16 protein-coding genes and 1 tRNA gene are annotated in these 16,813 nt (G+C 71.3%); 13 read left to right on the forward strand and 4 right to left on the reverse strand.

Annotation, left to right across the window (positions count from 1 at the left end; translation table 11 throughout):
- Nucleotides 1-43 precede the first annotated feature (43 nt).
- The 4 genes from ACOJV7_RS10665 (at nucleotide 44) to ACOJV7_RS10680 (ending at nucleotide 4,969) form a co-directional block, all read left to right on the forward strand.
- Nucleotides 44-1,786: a serine/threonine-protein kinase gene (locus ACOJV7_RS10665; RefSeq protein ID WP_420190124.1), complete on the forward strand. Its 1,743-nt coding sequence runs from the start codon at nucleotides 44-46 to the stop codon at nucleotides 1,784-1,786.
- The gene (locus ACOJV7_RS10670) at nucleotides 1,783-3,237 is read left to right on the forward strand and encodes a threonine/serine exporter family protein (protein ID WP_420190125.1); all 1,455 of its coding nucleotides are present in this window, start codon (nucleotides 1,783-1,785) and stop codon (nucleotides 3,235-3,237) included. The genes ACOJV7_RS10665 and ACOJV7_RS10670 overlap by 4 nt, the downstream gene beginning before the upstream one ends.
- Nucleotides 3,238-3,360: 123 nt before the next feature.
- Nucleotides 3,361-4,053 carry a transglycosylase family protein gene (locus ACOJV7_RS10675; protein WP_420190126.1) on the forward strand — a complete coding sequence of 231 codons (693 nt, stop codon included), beginning with the start codon at nucleotides 3,361-3,363 and terminating at the stop codon, nucleotides 4,051-4,053.
- Between the two features lie 226 nt (nucleotides 4,054-4,279).
- Nucleotides 4,280-4,969 carry a transglycosylase family protein gene (locus ACOJV7_RS10680; RefSeq protein ID WP_420190127.1) on the forward strand — a complete coding sequence of 230 codons (690 nt, stop codon included), beginning with the start codon at nucleotides 4,280-4,282 and terminating at the stop codon, nucleotides 4,967-4,969.
- 49 nt (nucleotides 4,970-5,018) lie between these two features.
- On the opposite strand, the gene ACOJV7_RS10685 is transcribed toward ACOJV7_RS10680, so the two are convergent.
- Nucleotides 5,019-5,273, reverse strand: coding sequence for an acyl-CoA-binding protein (locus tag ACOJV7_RS10685; protein WP_420190128.1), 255 nt, complete (start codon nucleotides 5,271-5,273; stop codon nucleotides 5,019-5,021).
- An 84-nt stretch (nucleotides 5,274-5,357) separates the two neighbouring features.
- On the opposite strand from ACOJV7_RS10685, the gene ACOJV7_RS10690 reads away from it, so the two are divergent.
- From ACOJV7_RS10690 to ACOJV7_RS10725, 8 genes are all read left to right on the forward strand, one after another.
- The gene (locus tag ACOJV7_RS10690) at nucleotides 5,358-6,641 is read left to right on the forward strand and encodes a sensor histidine kinase (RefSeq protein ID WP_420190129.1); all 1,284 of its coding nucleotides are present in this window, start codon (nucleotides 5,358-5,360) and stop codon (nucleotides 6,639-6,641) included.
- 142 nt (nucleotides 6,642-6,783) lie between these two features.
- Nucleotides 6,784-7,317, forward strand: coding sequence for a TasA family protein (locus ACOJV7_RS10695; RefSeq protein WP_420190130.1), 534 nt, complete (start codon nucleotides 6,784-6,786; stop codon nucleotides 7,315-7,317).
- 165 nt (nucleotides 7,318-7,482) lie between these two features.
- Complete coding sequence (locus tag ACOJV7_RS10700) at nucleotides 7,483-8,052, forward strand: signal peptidase I (RefSeq protein WP_420190131.1); 570 nt, start codon at nucleotides 7,483-7,485, stop codon at nucleotides 8,050-8,052.
- A gap of 298 nt (nucleotides 8,053-8,350) precedes the next feature.
- Complete coding sequence (locus ACOJV7_RS10705; protein ID WP_420190132.1) at nucleotides 8,351-10,159, forward strand: Ig-like domain-containing protein; 1,809 nt, start codon at nucleotides 8,351-8,353, stop codon at nucleotides 10,157-10,159.
- On the forward strand, nucleotides 10,159-10,545 hold the full coding sequence (locus tag ACOJV7_RS10710) for a hypothetical protein (protein WP_420190133.1): 387 nt from the start codon (nucleotides 10,159-10,161) through the stop codon (nucleotides 10,543-10,545). The genes ACOJV7_RS10705 and ACOJV7_RS10710 overlap by 1 nt, the downstream gene beginning before the upstream one ends.
- Before the next feature lie 2 nt (nucleotides 10,546-10,547).
- Nucleotides 10,548-11,258, forward strand: a complete 711-nt coding sequence (locus tag ACOJV7_RS10715) for a response regulator transcription factor (RefSeq protein WP_420190134.1) — start codon at nucleotides 10,548-10,550, stop codon at nucleotides 11,256-11,258.
- Complete coding sequence (locus tag ACOJV7_RS10720; protein WP_420190135.1) at nucleotides 11,251-12,090, forward strand: histidine kinase dimerization/phospho-acceptor domain-containing protein; 840 nt, start codon at nucleotides 11,251-11,253, stop codon at nucleotides 12,088-12,090. Before ACOJV7_RS10715 ends, ACOJV7_RS10720 begins: the two co-directional genes overlap by 8 nt.
- Before the next feature lie 83 nt (nucleotides 12,091-12,173).
- A complete protein-coding gene (locus ACOJV7_RS10725) occupies nucleotides 12,174-12,365 on the forward strand; it encodes a hypothetical protein (protein WP_420190136.1) in 192 nt (63 codons plus the stop codon).
- Nucleotides 12,366-12,394: 29 nt separating this feature from the next.
- On the opposite strand, the gene ACOJV7_RS10730 is transcribed toward ACOJV7_RS10725, so the two are convergent.
- Nucleotides 12,395-12,877: a hypothetical protein gene (locus ACOJV7_RS10730; RefSeq protein WP_420190137.1), complete on the reverse strand. Its 483-nt coding sequence runs from the start codon at nucleotides 12,875-12,877 to the stop codon at nucleotides 12,395-12,397.
- A gap of 189 nt (nucleotides 12,878-13,066) precedes the next feature.
- A tRNA-Thr gene (locus ACOJV7_RS10735) sits at nucleotides 13,067-13,139 on the reverse strand.
- 153 nt (nucleotides 13,140-13,292) lie between these two features.
- Here ACOJV7_RS10735 and ACOJV7_RS10740 point away from each other — a divergent pair.
- Entirely contained in the window at nucleotides 13,293-14,636 is a 1,344-nt protein-coding gene (locus ACOJV7_RS10740) for an MFS transporter (RefSeq protein WP_420190138.1), read from the forward strand.
- 7 nt (nucleotides 14,637-14,643) lie between these two features.
- Here ACOJV7_RS10740 and ACOJV7_RS10745 read toward each other — a convergent pair whose 3' ends face one another.
- A complete protein-coding gene (locus ACOJV7_RS10745; protein WP_420190139.1) occupies nucleotides 14,644-16,758 on the reverse strand; it encodes a hypothetical protein in 2,115 nt (704 codons plus the stop codon).
- Nucleotides 16,759-16,813: the final 55 nt, after the last annotated feature.

Here is a 16,813-nt window from a genome sequence, read left to right on the forward strand (position 1 = left end):
TTCGGACAGGTTCCGCTCAGGCAGACGGCATACCGTGTCTGTCATGACCGCCGAGATCCTCGACGAGCCGGAGGGGAGGGACGCCCTGCCCGAGCACTTCCTGCTGGGTTCCTACCGTCTCGTCCAGCGACTCGGCGAAGGCGGTATGGGCGTGGTCCACCTCGCCCTCGACCGCCAGGGCAAGGCCGTCGCCATCAAGGTGCTGCGTCCGCACGTCGCGCACGACCCCGCCGCGCGCGCCCGGCTCTCGCGCGAGGTCGACACCCTGAGCCGCATCCGCAGCCCCCGCGTGGCCCCGGTCATCGACGCCGACATCGACGGCGACCGCCCTTTCATCGTCACCCGCTACGTCCCCGGCCCGCCGCTCGACGAGGTCGTCGGGTCGAGCGGCCCGATGGGCGCCGACGACCTCCACCGCCTCGGCCGCGGTCTCGCCGAGGCGCTCGACGTCATCCACGACTGCGACGTCGTCCACCGCGACCTCAAGCCGGGCAACGTCCTCATGGTCGACGGCGACCCGGTGGTCATCGACTTCGGCATCGCCCATGTCACCGACGACATCCGCCTGACGATGACCGGTCTCGTCATGGGAACGCCCGGCTACCTCTCGCCCGAGGTCGTCGAGGGTCAGCCGGTCTCGCCCGCCACCGACTGGTGGGGGTGGGCCGCCACGCTCGCGTATGCCGCGTCGGGCCACCCGCCCTTCGGTCGCGGTCCGATGGACGTCGTCCTCAACCGCGTGACGGCGGGCGACCCCGACCTGCGCGGCGTCGACGAGCGCATCGCGCCACTCCTGTATGCCGCGCTCGCGCCGGACCCGCAGGACCGGCCGCACCAACGTGACGTCGTCGCCGCGCTCGAGCGCTATGCCCACGGCGGCCTGGTCACCGACGTCATCCAGGTGAGCCCGCCGGTGCCGCCGCCCGCCGCGACCCAGTCCTTCTCGGTGCCGCGCACCGCAGTGATGCCGCAGTCCCGCGACCAGGTGGCCGCACCGATCGCGGGTCTCGCACCCGTGACGCCGATCCGCCCCGCGCCGGCGCAGCTCGCCCCGCTCCCGCGCCAGGACGCCGGCGACCTCGTCTTCGGCCCGCGCCACGACCAGCCCGGACCCGGGCAGGGTGGTGACGGGACGGCATACGGGCAGGACGGCACGCCGTGGGCGGGCGAGCAGCGGCTCGACCCGCGCATCGGGCGTCCGAGCCGCAGCGGCACAGTCGGCGCGCTGCTCGCCGTGCTCGTCGCTGCCACGGCGACCGCGCCGGTCGTCGCCGCTGTCGGGCTGCTGCTCTGGTTGGTCCTCGCGCGCACGACCGACCGTTCGGTCACCTCGCTCATCATGCGGCGGCACGACCGCGGCGTCCGGCGCAGCGACGTGCCTGTCACCGTCCTCGTCGGCCCGTGGCACCTCCTCGTCGGTCTGGTGGCCTCGCTCTTCGGTGCGGTCATGCCCGCCCTCATCGGGGTCTCGGGCGTCTTCTGCGCTGCCCTCGCGGTCGTTGCCGTCCAGGGCTCGGGCTCGCCCGAGCCCAACGCACTCGTCCCGCTCGCCGTCGGTGGCCTCCTCGCCGGCCTCATGGCGTGGTGGGGTCCCGGCGGCGCGAGCGTGCGTCGCGGGACGCGCAGCATCGTCCGCGGGCTCACGCCCGGCCCGAGCGCGAGCCGGGTCGTCGTGCTCCTCCTGCTCGTCACCGCGGCCGCCGTGGCCGCGGCCGGTGTCGTCACCGGCGAACCGTCCTGGTGGCCCACGGGCACGGCGTGGGCCGACCGGCTTACGCTGCCGTGAGCGAGGAGGTCCGTCGGCGTCGGCAGTGGCGACTGCAGGGTGGCCCGCCGACCGAGCCGATGCCGCTCGTCGACCTGCTGCGGCGCACGCCCTACCGCAATGCCCGTGTCGCGAACGAGGGCGCCGAGGAGGCCCGGGTCCGCGAGGCGCTCGAGCTCGCGGTCCGTCTGGGCGAGCTCATGCTCCGAAGCGGTGCCGGTGCCCCCCAGGTCGAGGGCTCGGTGGCCGCCGTGTGCGCCGCCGCGGGGCTCAACGACGTCGAGATCGACATCACCCTCCAGTCACTGCTCGTGCACGCGCGGATCGACGCCGTCCACTCGGTGACGGCCCTGCGGGTCGTCCGATCCACCCGGCACGACTACGCGCGGCTCGTCGCGGTCCACGAGCTCATCGACGCCTTCGTCAACGGCCACATCGAGATGCACGAGGCGGCCGAGCAGCTGCGCGACCTCAAGCGCACCCCGCGGATCTGGCCGGACTGGGCGGTGACCGTCGCCACCGCGATGCTCGCCGCCGCCGTCGCCGTGATGATCGGTGCCTCGCTCTTCACCGGCCTGCTCACCGTGCTTGTCGTCCTCGGCGTCTCGGCGGTCGAGCGGGCGATCGGCCCCATGCGGCTGCCGGACTTCTACTCCAACGCCGTCTCGGCCTTCGTCGCCACCCTGCTCGCGTGGGTCGCCTACGCCGCGGGCGCGATGGGCTGGGTTCCGCTGGGGGGCAAGGACTTCGCGTTCATCGTGGCCGGGGGGATCGTCGCGCTCCTTCCCGGCCGGACCATGGCGTCCGCGGTCGAGGACGTCATCTCCGGGTATGCCGTGACGGGGGCCGGGCGCCTCCTCGCCGTCATCGTCTCGCTCACCGGCCTCATCATCGGCATCGCCGTCGCGCTGGGTCTGACGATCCGCTTCACCGACGCGCTCGACCTCTCGTTCGTCTCGCCGTCGGTCCTCGACCTGCGGACCTCGCAGTCGGAGTGGTGGGCCGCTGTCATCGGCTCGCTCATCGTCGGCTCGTGCGGTGCGGTCACGATGCAGAGCCGGCGGGGCCTTCTGCTGCCGACGGCGCTGCTCTCGCTCGCCGGCACCGGCGTCTTCGCCGCACTGACCCGGACGGCCGAGGTCGGCTCGGTGACGGCCACGGGCATCGCCGCTGTGTCGCTGGGTCTCGTCGGGCGGCTCGTGGCCCTGCGGCTGGGTGCCCCGGCGATGGTCGTCGTCGTGCCGGCGACGTTCGGGCTGCTGCCGGGTCTGACGATCTTCCGCGGTCTCTACGAGCTTGTGGGCGAGAGCGCGTCGTCCATCGGCTCGCTGTCGTTCCAGGCAGGTGTCGCCACCCTGCTCGGCGCGGCCGGCGTCCTCCTCGCCATCGCGACGGGGACGACCCTCGGCGAGATCATCGCCTCGCACTGGGACAGCCGGGTCGGGCGCGCCCGTCGCCGCGTCCGTGTCTGAGCGAACCTTCACAACTATGTGAACTCTCGTGATCTTCTTGTGACCTGACCGATGCGTCGGTACGGTCATGGCTTGCCCGAAACCCCTGTCGGGCTCCTCACCTCATTCCAAGGACCCCTGCCGATGCCCTACAGCCCGAAGCACGCTGCCCTAAAGCCCGCTCCCGTCCGGCGTCGTCTCGCCGGCGTGGCCGTCACCTCGTTCGCCGCCATCGGTGGAAGTGCGGCGGTGGCGGACAACGCCAGCGCCGCCACCGTGTGGGACCGCGTCGCCGCCTGCGAGAGCGGAGGCAACTGGTCGATCAACACGGGCAACGGCTACTACGGCGGTCTCCAGTTCTCGTACTCGACGTGGAAGGGCTTCGGTGGCCAGCGCTACGCCACGACGGCCAACCGCGCGACCAAGGCGCAGCAGATCTCGATCGCCCAGAAGGTCCTCAAGGTCCAGGGTCCGGGCGCCTGGCCGGTGTGCGGCAAGAGGGCAGGTCTCACCCGGGCCAACGGTGCCGCCGAGTCCGACGGGTCGACGACCGAGACCGTCTCGCGGGACCAGACCCGCCCCGGCAAGCTGGCCGTTGACGGCCGCAAGGGCCCGGCCACGCGTCGTGCCATCGAGCGTTGGGTCGGCGGTTCGGTCAACGGTTCACTGAGCGGCGCGGACACGCGCCTGCTGGAGAGGAAGGTCGGCGGCTCGGTCAACGGCTCGTTCAGTCGGGACGACATCCGCAGGCTCCAGCGCCTCGTCGGTGCCCGGGCCGACGGTTCCTGGGGACCGCTGACGACCAAGGCGCTGCAGCGCTACCTCAACGCGCGCTGAGTCGCGCAGGCTGCTCGGCTCTGGACGGTCGTTGACGAGTCGACAGGCTCGGGTGCTGGGTCCGCCGGTCGTGGGGTCCGACACGCCAGCGGGGCCACTCTGGGCCTGGTACTTGCGCGAAGGGCGGCACTGAAGTTACATTTGTGTAGTTCTGTGACTCGATTGAATTGTGTGACAGATGTGACGTAGCGTCCTTTGTCGTCCCCTGACGCAAAGGACCACCCGCATGCTCTTCGCACCGGAGTTCCCCACGACGCCGACCCGGCGCCGACCCGTGCGCCGTGCCGTCGTCGGCACCACGCTCCTCGCCGTCACCGCCTCCGCGGCCGTCGTCGGTCTGGCGACCGGAGCCGGTGCGACGCCGACGGTCTGGGACCGCGTCGCCGCGTGCGAGAGCGGCGGCAACTGGTCGATCAACACCGGCAACGGCTACTACGGCGGGCTCCAGTTCTCGGCCTCGACGTGGAAGGCCTTCGGCGGCCAGCGCTACGCGCCCACGGCCAACCTCGCGACGAAGTCCCAGCAGATCCTCATCGCGCAGGCGGTCCTCAAGGTCCAGGGTCCGGGTGCCTGGCCGACGTGTGGCAGGAAGGCCGGGCTCACGATCGCCAACGGTCTGGCCACCACGGTCTCCCGCGACGCCACGCGCACGATCTTCCCGCTCACCGTCGACGGCCAGAAGGGCCCGAAGACACGGATGGGTCTCGAGAAGTGGGTCGGCGGCACGATGGACGCCTCGTGGTCGCGCTCCGACGTCAAGAAGCTGCAGACCAAGGTGGGGTCCTACCCCGACGGCAACATCGGCCCGAAGACGACGAAGGCGCTGCAGGCCAAGGTCGGCGCCACCCAGGACGGGTCCTGGGGTCCGAAGACGACCGCCGCCCTCCAGCGCTACCTCAATCGTCTCTTCGGCTGAGCCGGACCGGCGCCGTCCCGCCCCGGACCCATGACCGGTCAGGGCGAGGTCAGCCGCCGGTGAGGCGGGCGACCTCGGCGACGTAGTCGGCCTCGGCCTGGGCGCTCGACGTGCCGGCCAGGCCGGCCCACGCGTCGTACTTCGCCCGGCCCACCGGGTTGGTGAACCCCGGACGCTTGCCGTCGACGTCGCCGACGGTGGCCTGCTTGTAGAGCGCGTAGAGGCGCAGCTTGGTGTCGTTGCCGGGGTCCTCGTCGAGGGCGCTCACGGCCTCGACGGCCTTGTCGAACTCGGTGCCAGCCATGGGCTGAAGGTTACTGCCCGGGGGTCGACGAGCAGAGCTCCACACCTTCTGGAAAACTGTACCGGAACCGGAGGGGGGTGGGGCGTGCAGAGGGCGAGCCTGACGTCGGCGAGCGACGCCGAGATCGAACGCTACGGCGTACTCCGGGAACCAGCCGGTCGTGACCTGCAGGCCCTCGTCGACCTCGCCGCGGACTTCTTCGATGTCAAGACCGCTGCCATCAACCTCATCACGAGCGACGAGCAGCACCAGGTCGCGACGGCCGGCTTCGAGGCGTCGATCTGCTCCCGTGAGGACTCGATGTGCGCCGCCGTCGTCGACGAGACCGGCCCCGTAGTGGTTGCGGACGCGAGCCGCGACGAGCGCTTCGCGACGAACCCCTTCGTCACCGGCGACATCGGGTCGGTCCGCTTCTATGCGTCCGCGCCGCTGATCACCCCCGGCGGGATCCCGCTCGGGCGGCTCTGCGTCTTCGACGAGCAACCGCGCGAGTCCACCCCCGAGCAGCAGCGTGCCCTCGTCGTCCTCGCCGAGCGGGTCATGGACGTCATCGAGCTGCGCCTGCGCAACCGCGAGGTCGCGCACTCCGTCAATGAGCTCACCCGCACCCGCGACGAGCTGCGCCGGTCCAACGAGGCCCTCGTGCACTTCGCCGGTCAGGTGAGCCACGACCTGCGCAACCCGCTCATGGTCATCAGCGCCAACGCCGAGATGCTCTCGATGGAGCCGGCGGTCGCCGACAACCCCGAGCTCGCGGAGATGGTCGGCGAGATCAGCGACGCCGGCACCCGCATGAGCCGGCTCATCCGCAGCGTCCTCAGCCACGCACGCGGCGACGGCGCCGCGGCCTTCGACCCCGTGCCGCTCGGCCGGGTCTTCGGACAGGCCGTCGCGGACCTCCGGCCGGTCGTCGGCAGCTCCGGCGCCAACGTGACGGTCGGCGACCTCCCCTCGGTCTCGGGGGACCCGGACCTCCTGTATGCCGTCGCGCTCAACCTCGTGGGCAACGCGCTGAAGTTCGCCCGGCCCGGCACCATCCCCACCGTCGAGGTGAGCTCGATCCGGCACGACGGCTGGTGGCGGGTGCTCGTGCGCGACGAGGGGATCGGCATCCCGGACGAGCACGCCGAGGCCGTCTTCCGCCCCTACGTCCGCCTCACCGACACCGACACCGACACCGACTCCGGCTCGGACTCCGACGACGAGGTCGACGGGCACGGGGTGGGTCTCGCCACCGTGACCCGCATCATCGAGTCCCACGGTGGGCGCGTCGGGGTCGACACCTCGCAGTCCGTGGGCACCACCGTGTGGTTCGAGCTGCCCGCGCGCCTCGACGAGCTCACGCACGTGGAGTCGCACGCAGGCTGAGCGGTGTCGGTTGTTCCGCATCAGGGCGGAACTGGGGAACTCACGGGTAACTCGTGTGGAGAAGCCGTGGAACGGCGCTCCCTAACGTTCTTGGTATCCCCTCCGGTCAGCCGGAACACCACAAGCCAGGAGCAGAACCGCCATGAGCATCGTCGCCAAGAAGGTCCTCGTCCCCCTCACCGTCCTCCTCGCCGCCGGCGCTCTCGCGGTCGGCTCCGGAGCGACCTTCAGCTCCGAGACGAGCAACACGATCAGCACGGTCACCTCGGGCACGCTGCTCCACACGAACTCCAAGAACGGCGCCGAGATCTTCGGCCTCACCAACTTCAAGCCCGGTGACACCCTCAACGGCTCGGTCACCATCACCAACACGGGCTCGCTGCCGGCGACGTTCTCGCTCACCGAGACCTCCTCGGCCAACGCGTTCACCGGTGAGTACCTCAAGCTCGCGATCAAGAACACGACCTCCGGCGTCACGGTCTACGACGGCACCTTCGGTGGCCTCGTCGACGGCACGAAGAACGACCTCGGCGTCGTCGCGCCCGGTGCCGCGAACGTCTACACCTTCACCGTCACCCTCGCCCAGGACGCCCCGAACTCCGAGCAGGGCAAGACGGCCACCGCTGCCTACCAGTGGAGCTCGGTCCAGACCGCCGGGTCCGTCACCAACCAGTGACCCGTCGACGGGGGCGCCGCGACCGCCGCCCCCGTCACCGTCGTTCCACCCAGGCACCACCCCCAGCCCCACCCCAGCCCCCACGGCCCCCCGGCCCCCGGCGTCCGGCACTCCGTGAGCCGGCGCCGGACCCCCCGCCCGCACCGCACCGAGCAGGAGCCCCACATGAAGCGTCTCGCCTCCTCGCTGTCGCGCCTCGCGCGCACCCTGACGAACGTGGCCCTCGTGGCACTCACGCTCGCGTGCACGGCATACCTGCTTCCGTCGTTCCTCGGCTACGAGCGCTACGTCATCACCGGCGGCTCGATGACCGGCTCCATCTCCAAGGGCTCGGTCGCCTTCGAGAAGCCGGTCCCGGTCGAGGACCTCGCGGTCGGTGACGTCATCACCTACCTGCCGCCGCCGGACAGCGGGGTCGCCAACCTCGTCACCCACCGCATCGTCGAGATGGGCACCGACGCCAAGGGCGCGACCCGCCTGCGCACCCAGGGTGACGCCAACGACAACGTCGACCCGTGGACCTTCTCGCTCGTCGCGGACCAGCAGCCGGTCGTGAAGTTCTCGGTGCCGCGCGTCGGCTACGTCTTCATCGCCCTCGCCGACCGCGAGACCCGCATCCTCGTCATCGGGGTACCGGCCGGCATCATCGCGCTGCTCGCGCTCGTCGAGCTCGTGCGCAACGTCGGGTCGTCTGTGACCGCGCGGCGGAGGGGTCACGCGGTCGCGACGACCTGACCCGGGTCGCCCTCCGGGTCCGCGGCGGTCACGCAAGAGCCCGTATGCCGTCCGCGAACCGGTGCGTGTGCCGGCCGCGCGGCTTCCGCGGCAACCACGGCGAAACCCGCCGTGTAGCAAACCGGGGAATCCCCGGGGACGTCCTGTGGAGTCCCCGTCGAGCGCCTCTCCGTAGCGTCGTTCCCAGCACGCAGCACGCGTGCACCCCGCCCGTCCCGAGCCGTCCGAGTAGCCCCAACTCACCCAGAGTCAGCCGGAGCCACCCAGAGTCACCCAGAGTCACCCAGAAGGAGGAGCCGTGTTCGACCGCCGAGCAGCAGCCCTCCTCGTGCTGGCGCTCGCGGCCGTGCTCGGACTCGCCGCCCCCGGCTTCTCCACGGCGGCGTTCACGTCGGCGAGCTCGAGCCGCGTGACCATCAAGGCGGCGTCCGACTGGACGCCGCCGTCCGTGTCGATGGCGAGCATCCCCACCCCTGCCAAGGACACCGTGACCCTCACGGCCAACGCCACCGACGGCGAGAGCGGCGTGCAGAGCGTCGTCATCGAGGTCCAGCCCGCCGCCGGTGGCTCGTGGGTCACGGTCTGCACCGCGACGGCCGCCCCCTGGTCGTGCTCGTGGAACACCAAGCTCGTCTCCGACGGCGGCTACGACGTCCGCGCCCGCGCCACCGACCGCGCCGGCTACTCGGCGACGTCGGAGTCGGTCCGTGCCACGGTCGCCAACACGACGATGGTCGTCCTGGCCGACCCGGGCGACCTCGTCCGCGGCACCGTGCCGCTGTCGGCGACGGTCTACAACCCCGGTGCGCTCACCTGGAGCGTGCGCATCGAGTACGCCGCGGCCGGCACCACCCAGTGGAAGACCATCTGCTCGGGCCTCTCGTCGCCCTACGCCTGCTCGTGGAGCACGACGACCTACACCAACTCCGACTACGACCTCCGCGCCGTGGCGACCTCGGGTGGCTCGACGCTCATCTCCGCCGTCCTGCCCGACGTCTCCGTCGACAACCTCGCCCCAGTCGTCACCATGACCGACCCCGGCACCCCGGTGCGGGGCGTCCGCACCTTCGCCGCGACGGCGACGGACGCGAACTCCGGTGTCGCGCAGGTCGTCATCCAGTACGCCGTCACGGGCACCTCGACGTGGAAAGTCCTCTGCACGACGACCATCGACCCCTGGTCCTGCCGCTTCGACACGACGACGATCGCCGACGGCAGCTACGGCTTCCGGGCGGTCGCGACCGACAACGCCGGCAACACGACGACGTCCGCCGTCGTCACCAGCCGCCAGGTCGACAACACCGTCTCGTCGGTCTCGATGGAGGACCCGGGCGCGTTCCTCAGCGGCACCGTCAGCCTCACGGCGAGCGCCACCTCGACCTCGGGCGTCGCCTCGGTCCGCATCCAGTACGCCCCGACCGGCTCCTCGACCTGGACCGACGTCTGCACCGACACGAGCTCGCCGTTCACCTGCACCTGGGACACGACGAAGGTCGCCGACGGCGCCTACTCCTTCCGCGCGATCCTCGTCGACGGCGCGGGCGGCACGACGACCTCCGCCACGGTCACCGGGTCGAAGGTCGACAACACCCCGCTGCGTGGTCTCGACGTCCAGTCGACCAACGGCGGTGCGTATGCCGGCAGGCTCGAGAACGGTGACTCGCTCACCTTCACGTGGACCGACCAGATCAACCTCGCGACAGTGACGAGCGGCTGGACCGGTGCCTCGCAGGCGGTCACCGTTCGGGTGCGCGACGGCAACCTCCTCGGCACGGGCAACCGGGGCGACACCCTCGACGTCCAGCGTGGCGGCTCCGCCGTCAACCTCGGATCGGTCAACCTCAAGGAGGAGTTCGTCAAGGCGAACAAGACCGTGACCTTCAACGCGACGATGACAGCGGGCACGGTGACCGTCAACGGCCTCCTGCGCACCACGGTCACCCTGCGACTGGGGACCCTCGCCTCGGGCCAGGTCGCCAGCCTGCGCACGACCACGGTCGCGGCCCCCATGGTCTGGTCGCCCTCGGCGAGCGTCACCGACCTCACGGGCCAGGCCTGCTCGGCGGCACCGGTCACCGAGACCAGCACGCTCGACCGGGACTTCTGATGGGCACTCGAGCGGCCGCGGCCCTGCTTCAGGTCGCGGCCGCCGTCGGCCTCCTCGGGGTCGTCCTCCTCGAGGTCGCACGCACGGCGCCTCGGGCGGTCGCCGTCACCGCGGTGCTCGGCTGCCTCACTGCCGTCGTCGCGGTGGTGGGACTGCTCCGGGGCGGCGGTTTCGAGGCCCGCCTGCTCACGGCCGTCGTCGCCGCGGTGAGCCTCCTCCTCGCCGGCGTCGGGATGGCTCTCGGCGCGCCCGGGTCCGGCGGGGGAGGCGTGACACCGAGAGGGGTCCTCGTCGTCGCCACGAGTCTCGCCACCCTCGGCCTGCTGTGGCTGGCCACGCCCACGAGGTCCGTGCGGGACGCCATGTCCGGCACCTATGCTCGGTGACCATGCCCCACGTGCTGGTCGTCGAGGACGACGACAAGATCGCAGCCCCGCTCGTGCGCACGCTGGAGCGTGAGGGCTACTCCGTCGAGCGGGTCGCCGAGGGCCTCCCTGCCATCGCCCGGGTGCGCGAGCCGGGCGTGCAGCTCATGCTCCTCGACCTGGGCCTGCCCGACATCGACGGCCTCGACGTGTGCCGCCAGGTGCGAGACAACGGCTACCGCGGCGGCATCATCATCCTCACCGCCCGTGACGGCGAGCTCGACCTCGTCGTCGGTCTCGACGTCGGGGCCGACGACTACCTCGCCAAGCCGTTCGGGCTCTCGGTCCTGCTGGCTCGGGTGCGCGCCCTCTTCCGCCGCCACGGCATCGACACCGGGCCGGCCGCTGCGCCTGCCGCCGCTCCCGCTCCGGCCCCGACGTCGGGTGTCCGGGTCGACGTCGACGCCCGCCGGGTCTGGGTCGCCGACACCGAGCTCTTGGTGACGTCCAAGGAGTTCGACGTCATGGCCCTGCTCGACTCCAAGCGCGGCGCCGTCATCAGCCGCGAGCAGCTCATCAACGACGTCTGGGACGAGAACTGGTTCGGGTCGACCAAAACCCTCGACGCAACGATCGGACGCCTGCGCCAGAAGCTCGAGGAGGTCGATGCCCCGGCGCGCATCACCACGGTCCGCGGTGTGGGCTTCCGCCTCGAGGACGTCCCGGATGCGTGACCGGCTCGTCGCCATCCTCGTCGGACTCACGGTCGCCGTCGTCGCGCTCTACGGCATCCCGCGCGCCTACTTCGTGGCCGACCTCGTCCACGACAGCGAGTCCCGCAGCGTCGAGCGCTCCGCCGACCTCATCTCGCGGCTGCTCGCCGAGCGGCAGAACTCGACCGTCCCCGGCGCCGTGACCGAGAGCGCGCTCGAGCCGCTGCTCGACCCGGACGAGGCGATCGAGTACGTCTCGCCGAGCGGCGAGACGACGGTGGCCGGAGACATCGAGCGCACCGGTGCCGACGACATCTCGGCCACCCGCTCGATCGCGGGTGGCGGACGCCTGACGGTGTGGCGGTCCGGGGCCGTGGTGGCAGATCGGGTGTCGGACGCGCTCCTCCCGCTCGTCATCCTCGGGGCCGGCCTGCTCCTCGCGGCGGCAGTCGTCGGTGCCTGGCTGGCGAGGCGACTGTCGCGCCCGTTCGCCGAGCTCGCGGCGGTCGCGGAGGACATCGGCCAGGGCCGGTTCGACGTCGAGGTGCCGCACTACTCCGTCCCGGAGGCTGAGGCGATCGGAGATGCGCTGCGCCGCGGTGCGGCACAGCTCGACGCGCTCCTGCAGCGCGAGCGCGACCTCGCCGTCAACGCCTCACACGAGCTGCGCACGCCCATTGCGGCGCTGCGGCTCGAGCTCGAGGACCTCTCGATGTGGCCGCAGACCCCGCCTGAGGTCGCCGAGGAGCTCCGCCGCTACATTCCCGAGCTCAAGCGGCTCAGCGCCGCGGTGACGCAGTACCTCGACACGGCACGCGAGCAGCGCCAGGCCGACACGGGCCTCGACGGCTGATCCGCTCGTCCGATCGTGGTCGCGGCGCTGATGGGTCGGCGTCGACGGTCCTGCAGCCGGGTGCCGGTGGGTACGGTCGGGTCATGGGACGTGACACCGAGGACGACGACAACGTGGGCAGCCGCGCCGAGCTCCTCCCGGAGGAGCAGGTGGTCGGCAGCGACGACCCCGAAGCGCAGGCCAGGGCGATCCTCGCGGAGTCTGAGGAGCGCACCGAGCACCCCGAGGAGACGCGGCTCGAGTCCGTGCAGACCCCTGACCCCGGCACGGGGTGACAGGCGCGCCGGCGACCCAAACCTCTGGCCTAGTAGGAGATGGACCCGTGGTACGACAGGGATGCCATCCCGGTGACGGCGTTCCCTGTCCCGTGGAGGGTCCCGCCGCCGGTGGCGTCCGCGAACCTGCCCGTGCCGCCCGTGATCACGAAGGTGCCGGCCAGCGCGGACTCGCCGCTCTCGTCGGGCGGCGAACCGGTCCCCTCGTAGCTCCAGTACAGCTGGTCACCGTTGGCGGCGGTCATGACCAGCAGACCGTCATGCAGCACGACGCTGCCGGGGGACGTGACGAAGTCCAGGGTCTCGGTAGAGGAGACCGTCACCTTCCCCAGGTGGGACGCGTGCCCCGAACCGGAGGTCGTCACGGCGAACACGCCGGGGACAGGCGTGGGAGCGAACGTGGCCTGGACGGTGAAGTCCGACGTGAAGGGTCGAGATTCGGCCGCCGCAGCTTGGGGCGCGGTGAACAGGACCGCCGCGAGTGCGGCGAGGAGCAATCGGATGACGCGCATGGTGGCACCGTCCCAACGTGAGAGGGTCGGCCGGCCTGCTGCGCAAGGTCACCTGCCGGGCGGCCTGCGCTCGAGCAGCGCAGCCAGCGACACGGTTGGATGATGCAAAAGAGCGTGCACCCGATCCAAGGACATGTCCAGCCCGTGGGTGCGTCCCGGCCTGGCCCTGACGTCGTCGACCGAGCTGAGAGCTGGCGAGGGGACTTGAACCCCTAACCACCTGTTTACAAGACAGGTGCGCTACCGATTGCGCCACGCCAGCGCACGTCGGCGAGCAGTGCCCCCGACGGCGTCCCGCACTCTACCCGCCGTACCTCACCGGACCCGCGTCGTCGGGCGAGAGGGACGCAGCGCACGCCGAGCCGAGACGTGGACGACGCGGACGGCATACGGGGGGCGTTCATAGAATCGAACGGTGACGCGACCCCTGCGACGGCAGATCCACGACATCGGTCGTCGCCGGGCCTGGGTCATCTGGGTCGTCGCCCTGTCGGTCTACACCGTCGCCGTCTTCCACCGCACCTCGCTCGGCGTCGCCGGTCTCGTTGCAGCACAGCGGTTCGACATCACCGCGTCGCAGCTCGCGACCTTCACGGTCGTCCAGCTCGTCGTGTATGCCGGCATGCAGATCCCCGTGGGTGTCCTCCTGGACCGCTTCGGTTCGCGCCGCCTCCTCCTCGTCGGGCTCGCGCTCATCTCGATCGGGCAGCTGTGGTTCGCGTTCGCGGGCAGCTTCGGGGTCGGGCTCGCCGCGCGCGTGCTGCTCGGGATGGGCGACGCGATGATCTTCACGAGCATGCTCCGGCTCGTCGCACTGTGGTTCCGGGTCAAACAGGCGCCGGTCATCACGCAGCTGAGCGGCATGGTGGGCCAGCTCGGCGCGGTCGCCGCCGCCACCCCGCTGGCCGCCGCCCTCGACCGCTACGGCTGGGAGCGGTCGTTCGGCATCGCCGCCGGCGCGGGGGCCCTGCTGTCGGTGGCGCTCTTCCTCCTCGTCAAGGACTCGCCCTACACCGGCGTCGCCGTCGAGAAGATCAAGGTGCGGGCGCTGGCCCGCACGCTTGGCGAGGTGTGGGGCAACCCCGGCACCCGGCTCGGGATGTGGATCCACTTCACCGGCCAGTTCGGCGCGACCGTCTTCACGATGCTCTGGGGCTACCCGTTCCTCGTCGAGGGCCAGGGACTCAGCCCCACGGCCGCCGGCAGCCTGCTCATCACGCTCACGCTCGCGTCGATGGTCGCCGGGCCGGTCGTGGGCCACCTCACCGGGCGGCTGCCCTACCGCCGGTCACAGATCGTCCTCACCATCGTCACGGCCATCGCGAGCACATGGGCGCTCGTACTGCTGTGGCCGGGGCGGGCACCGCTGCCGCTCCTCGTCCTGCTCGTCTGCGTCACCGGGTGCGGGGGCCCCGGCTCGATGGTCGGCTTCGACCTCGCCCGCAGCTTCCACCCGTCGGACCGGCTCGGGCGTGCTTCCGGCGTCATCAACATCGGCGGGTTCTTCGCCTCGCTCGTGACGATGGCGCTCGTCGGCTTCATCCTCGACCACCGCGTGCCGGAGGGGCCCGGCTCCTACGAGCTCGACGACTTCAAGGTCGCGATGTCGGTGCAGTTCCTGCTGTGGTCGCTCGGGGCGTTCCAGATCTGGCGCTACCGCCACAAGGGCCTCGAGTTCATCGGCGACCACCCCGGCGCGATGGACGCGCTGCGCGCCGGGGACACCCTTCTGCCCGGGATCTCGCGCGACCCGGACTGAGGGCGGGTCAGCCTGCCTTCGGTCGCTGCACCTCGAACCGGCCTGCCGGCCCGGCGTGCCCGGCCACACCGCTCGAACCCGATCGGGAGGGCGACAGCGGCGACCCTGAGCCGGGTGGGGGCGCCATGGCGGGATAGGCCTCGAAACTGCCCGCGACGTCGACGAGGACATGCGTCGTGCCGGCCGCGTTGTTGACGAGGAACGTGTTGCCCCAGTTGAGCGGGATCATCGCTGCGTTGGCCATGCTCACGGTGCCGACCGTGTTGAGGTTGCTCACCCCGGGGCGTGCGTCGGCGTCCCATGCGGTCAGCCACGTCGTCGCGGTCGGTTTGACGGCGGTGAGGTTCGCGACGAGGCCGTAGGTCTGGTAGCCCGCGACCGACGCGGGAGCCGCGACCTTCCGGGTCTGACCGGCGGACAGGGAGGCCATCCCGAGTGAGCTCCGCGTGTCGACGACGCGCACCGGCGCGGCCAGGGGGCGGAAGCGCTGCGCGGTCCAGTCCTCGAGCACCGTGTTGTCGTCGTAGAGCCCGACGATGTCGACGATGACGTTGGTCGCCGCGCCCGAGGGGTTGTCGATGCGGAACGTCGGGTAGCTGAGGCCCGTCTCGGTGTCGTACTCCTGGCGGAGTGGGACGACGGCCATGTTGGCCTGGCTGCGACCCTTGACGAAGTTGACCGACGAGGTCGCCGGCATGTCCCCGATTCCCGACCACGCCGTGAGGTAGCCCGAGCCGGACTGCGTCGTCGTCGTGATGTTGACGAGGGCTGCGGTGAGGTGCGAGTTCGCCTCCCGCGCGCCGTCGCCGTTGTAGTCGAGGTCGATGTCGAAGTAGTAGCCACTGGGCAACGGTCCGAACCTGGAGCGCGTGTCGACGATCCGCTGGAGCTGGGTCTGGCGGAACGAGCCGTAGGGGACGGCCGTCTGTGCCGCGGTGCGGTAGTAGCCGATGACGTCGGCCAGCACGTGCACGGTGCCGCTGTTGCCGTTGGCGAAGCGAACCTTGCCGTCCGGTCCGACCGGCACGGTCACGAGGTTGGCGAGGTTGACGCCCTTGGTGAAGTTGATGCTCGACGTGCTCGGCTTCGCCGGGCCAGGGAAGACGCTGAGGAAGCCGGCGCCGGTGGGGCTGACCGCGGTGACGTTCATGACGACCGACGTGACGGCGGCAGTCGTGGGTACGCCTCCTCGGCCCGTCACCTGGACGGCGATGGTCTGGGCAGGGCGCAGCGAGGTCCGGGTCGTCACGCCGTTCGCTGCTCGGGTGTCGAGGATCCGCTTCGGCCCGTTCGCCACGGTCGCGAAGGCGCCGAGCGGGGTGTCGCGGGAGATGACGTCGACCGGGATCCGACGACTGTCGTCGCCGGCGACGTCGGGCAGGAGCACTGTGGACTGCCGTCCGCTGCCGAGCGCACCGGGCCATCCCGTGACCGTGAGCGTGCACGAGCCGCCGGCCGGCACGGTCGTGTTGCTGCACCCGTCCTTGCTGATCGCAAAGCCGAATGGCGGGGGCGGATCCGACTCGAAGACGGCCTTCCCGAACGTCGCCCCCTTCGCGGATCGGACGGTGACGACGTGCGAGGCCGGGCCGGTGGGCGGAGCGAGCAGGCGGACCATGTCGACGGTCGAGTGCGACCGTACCTCGCCCGTGACGGCGGGGCCGCCGCCGCACGACTGACGGTAGCTCGCGGCGAACCGCTCGAGGTGCTTGTCGGCGTCGTACACGGCCTCGTGCACCGTCACCGAGCCGGTGGTGGTGGACGTGCAGTAGACGGGGTAGTTGATGTGGACACGCGCATGGGTGGCGCTGACGTCGTCCGCCGTGGGATAGGTCGTCCCCGCCGTGAACGTCGTGCCCACCGGTGGCAGGACGAAGACCCGTCCGGAGTAGCCGCCCGTGCCGTCGCCGTCGACGGCGATTCCCTGATCGACCGGATAGGAGTAGGGCGACGTCGTCACCCAGATCCGGCCGGTCGCGAAGGAGCCGGCCGGGCCCTCGATCGACCACGACGTCACGTCGGCGGCGGGCGAGACCGCGGCGGTGGCCGCGCTGCTCAGGCCTGCGGCGGTGACGACGGTGGCGAGCAACGTGGCGAGCCCCCGCGTGAGGCGCACTGACATGGGTGTTTCCCCCCTGCGATGTGGCCCGCTCGTCGAGCCGTCCGGAGCCTATGGC

The organism is Knoellia tibetensis, from assembly GCF_048606415.1.
Lineage (GTDB): Bacteria > Actinomycetota > Actinomycetes > Actinomycetales > Dermatophilaceae > Knoellia > Knoellia tibetensis.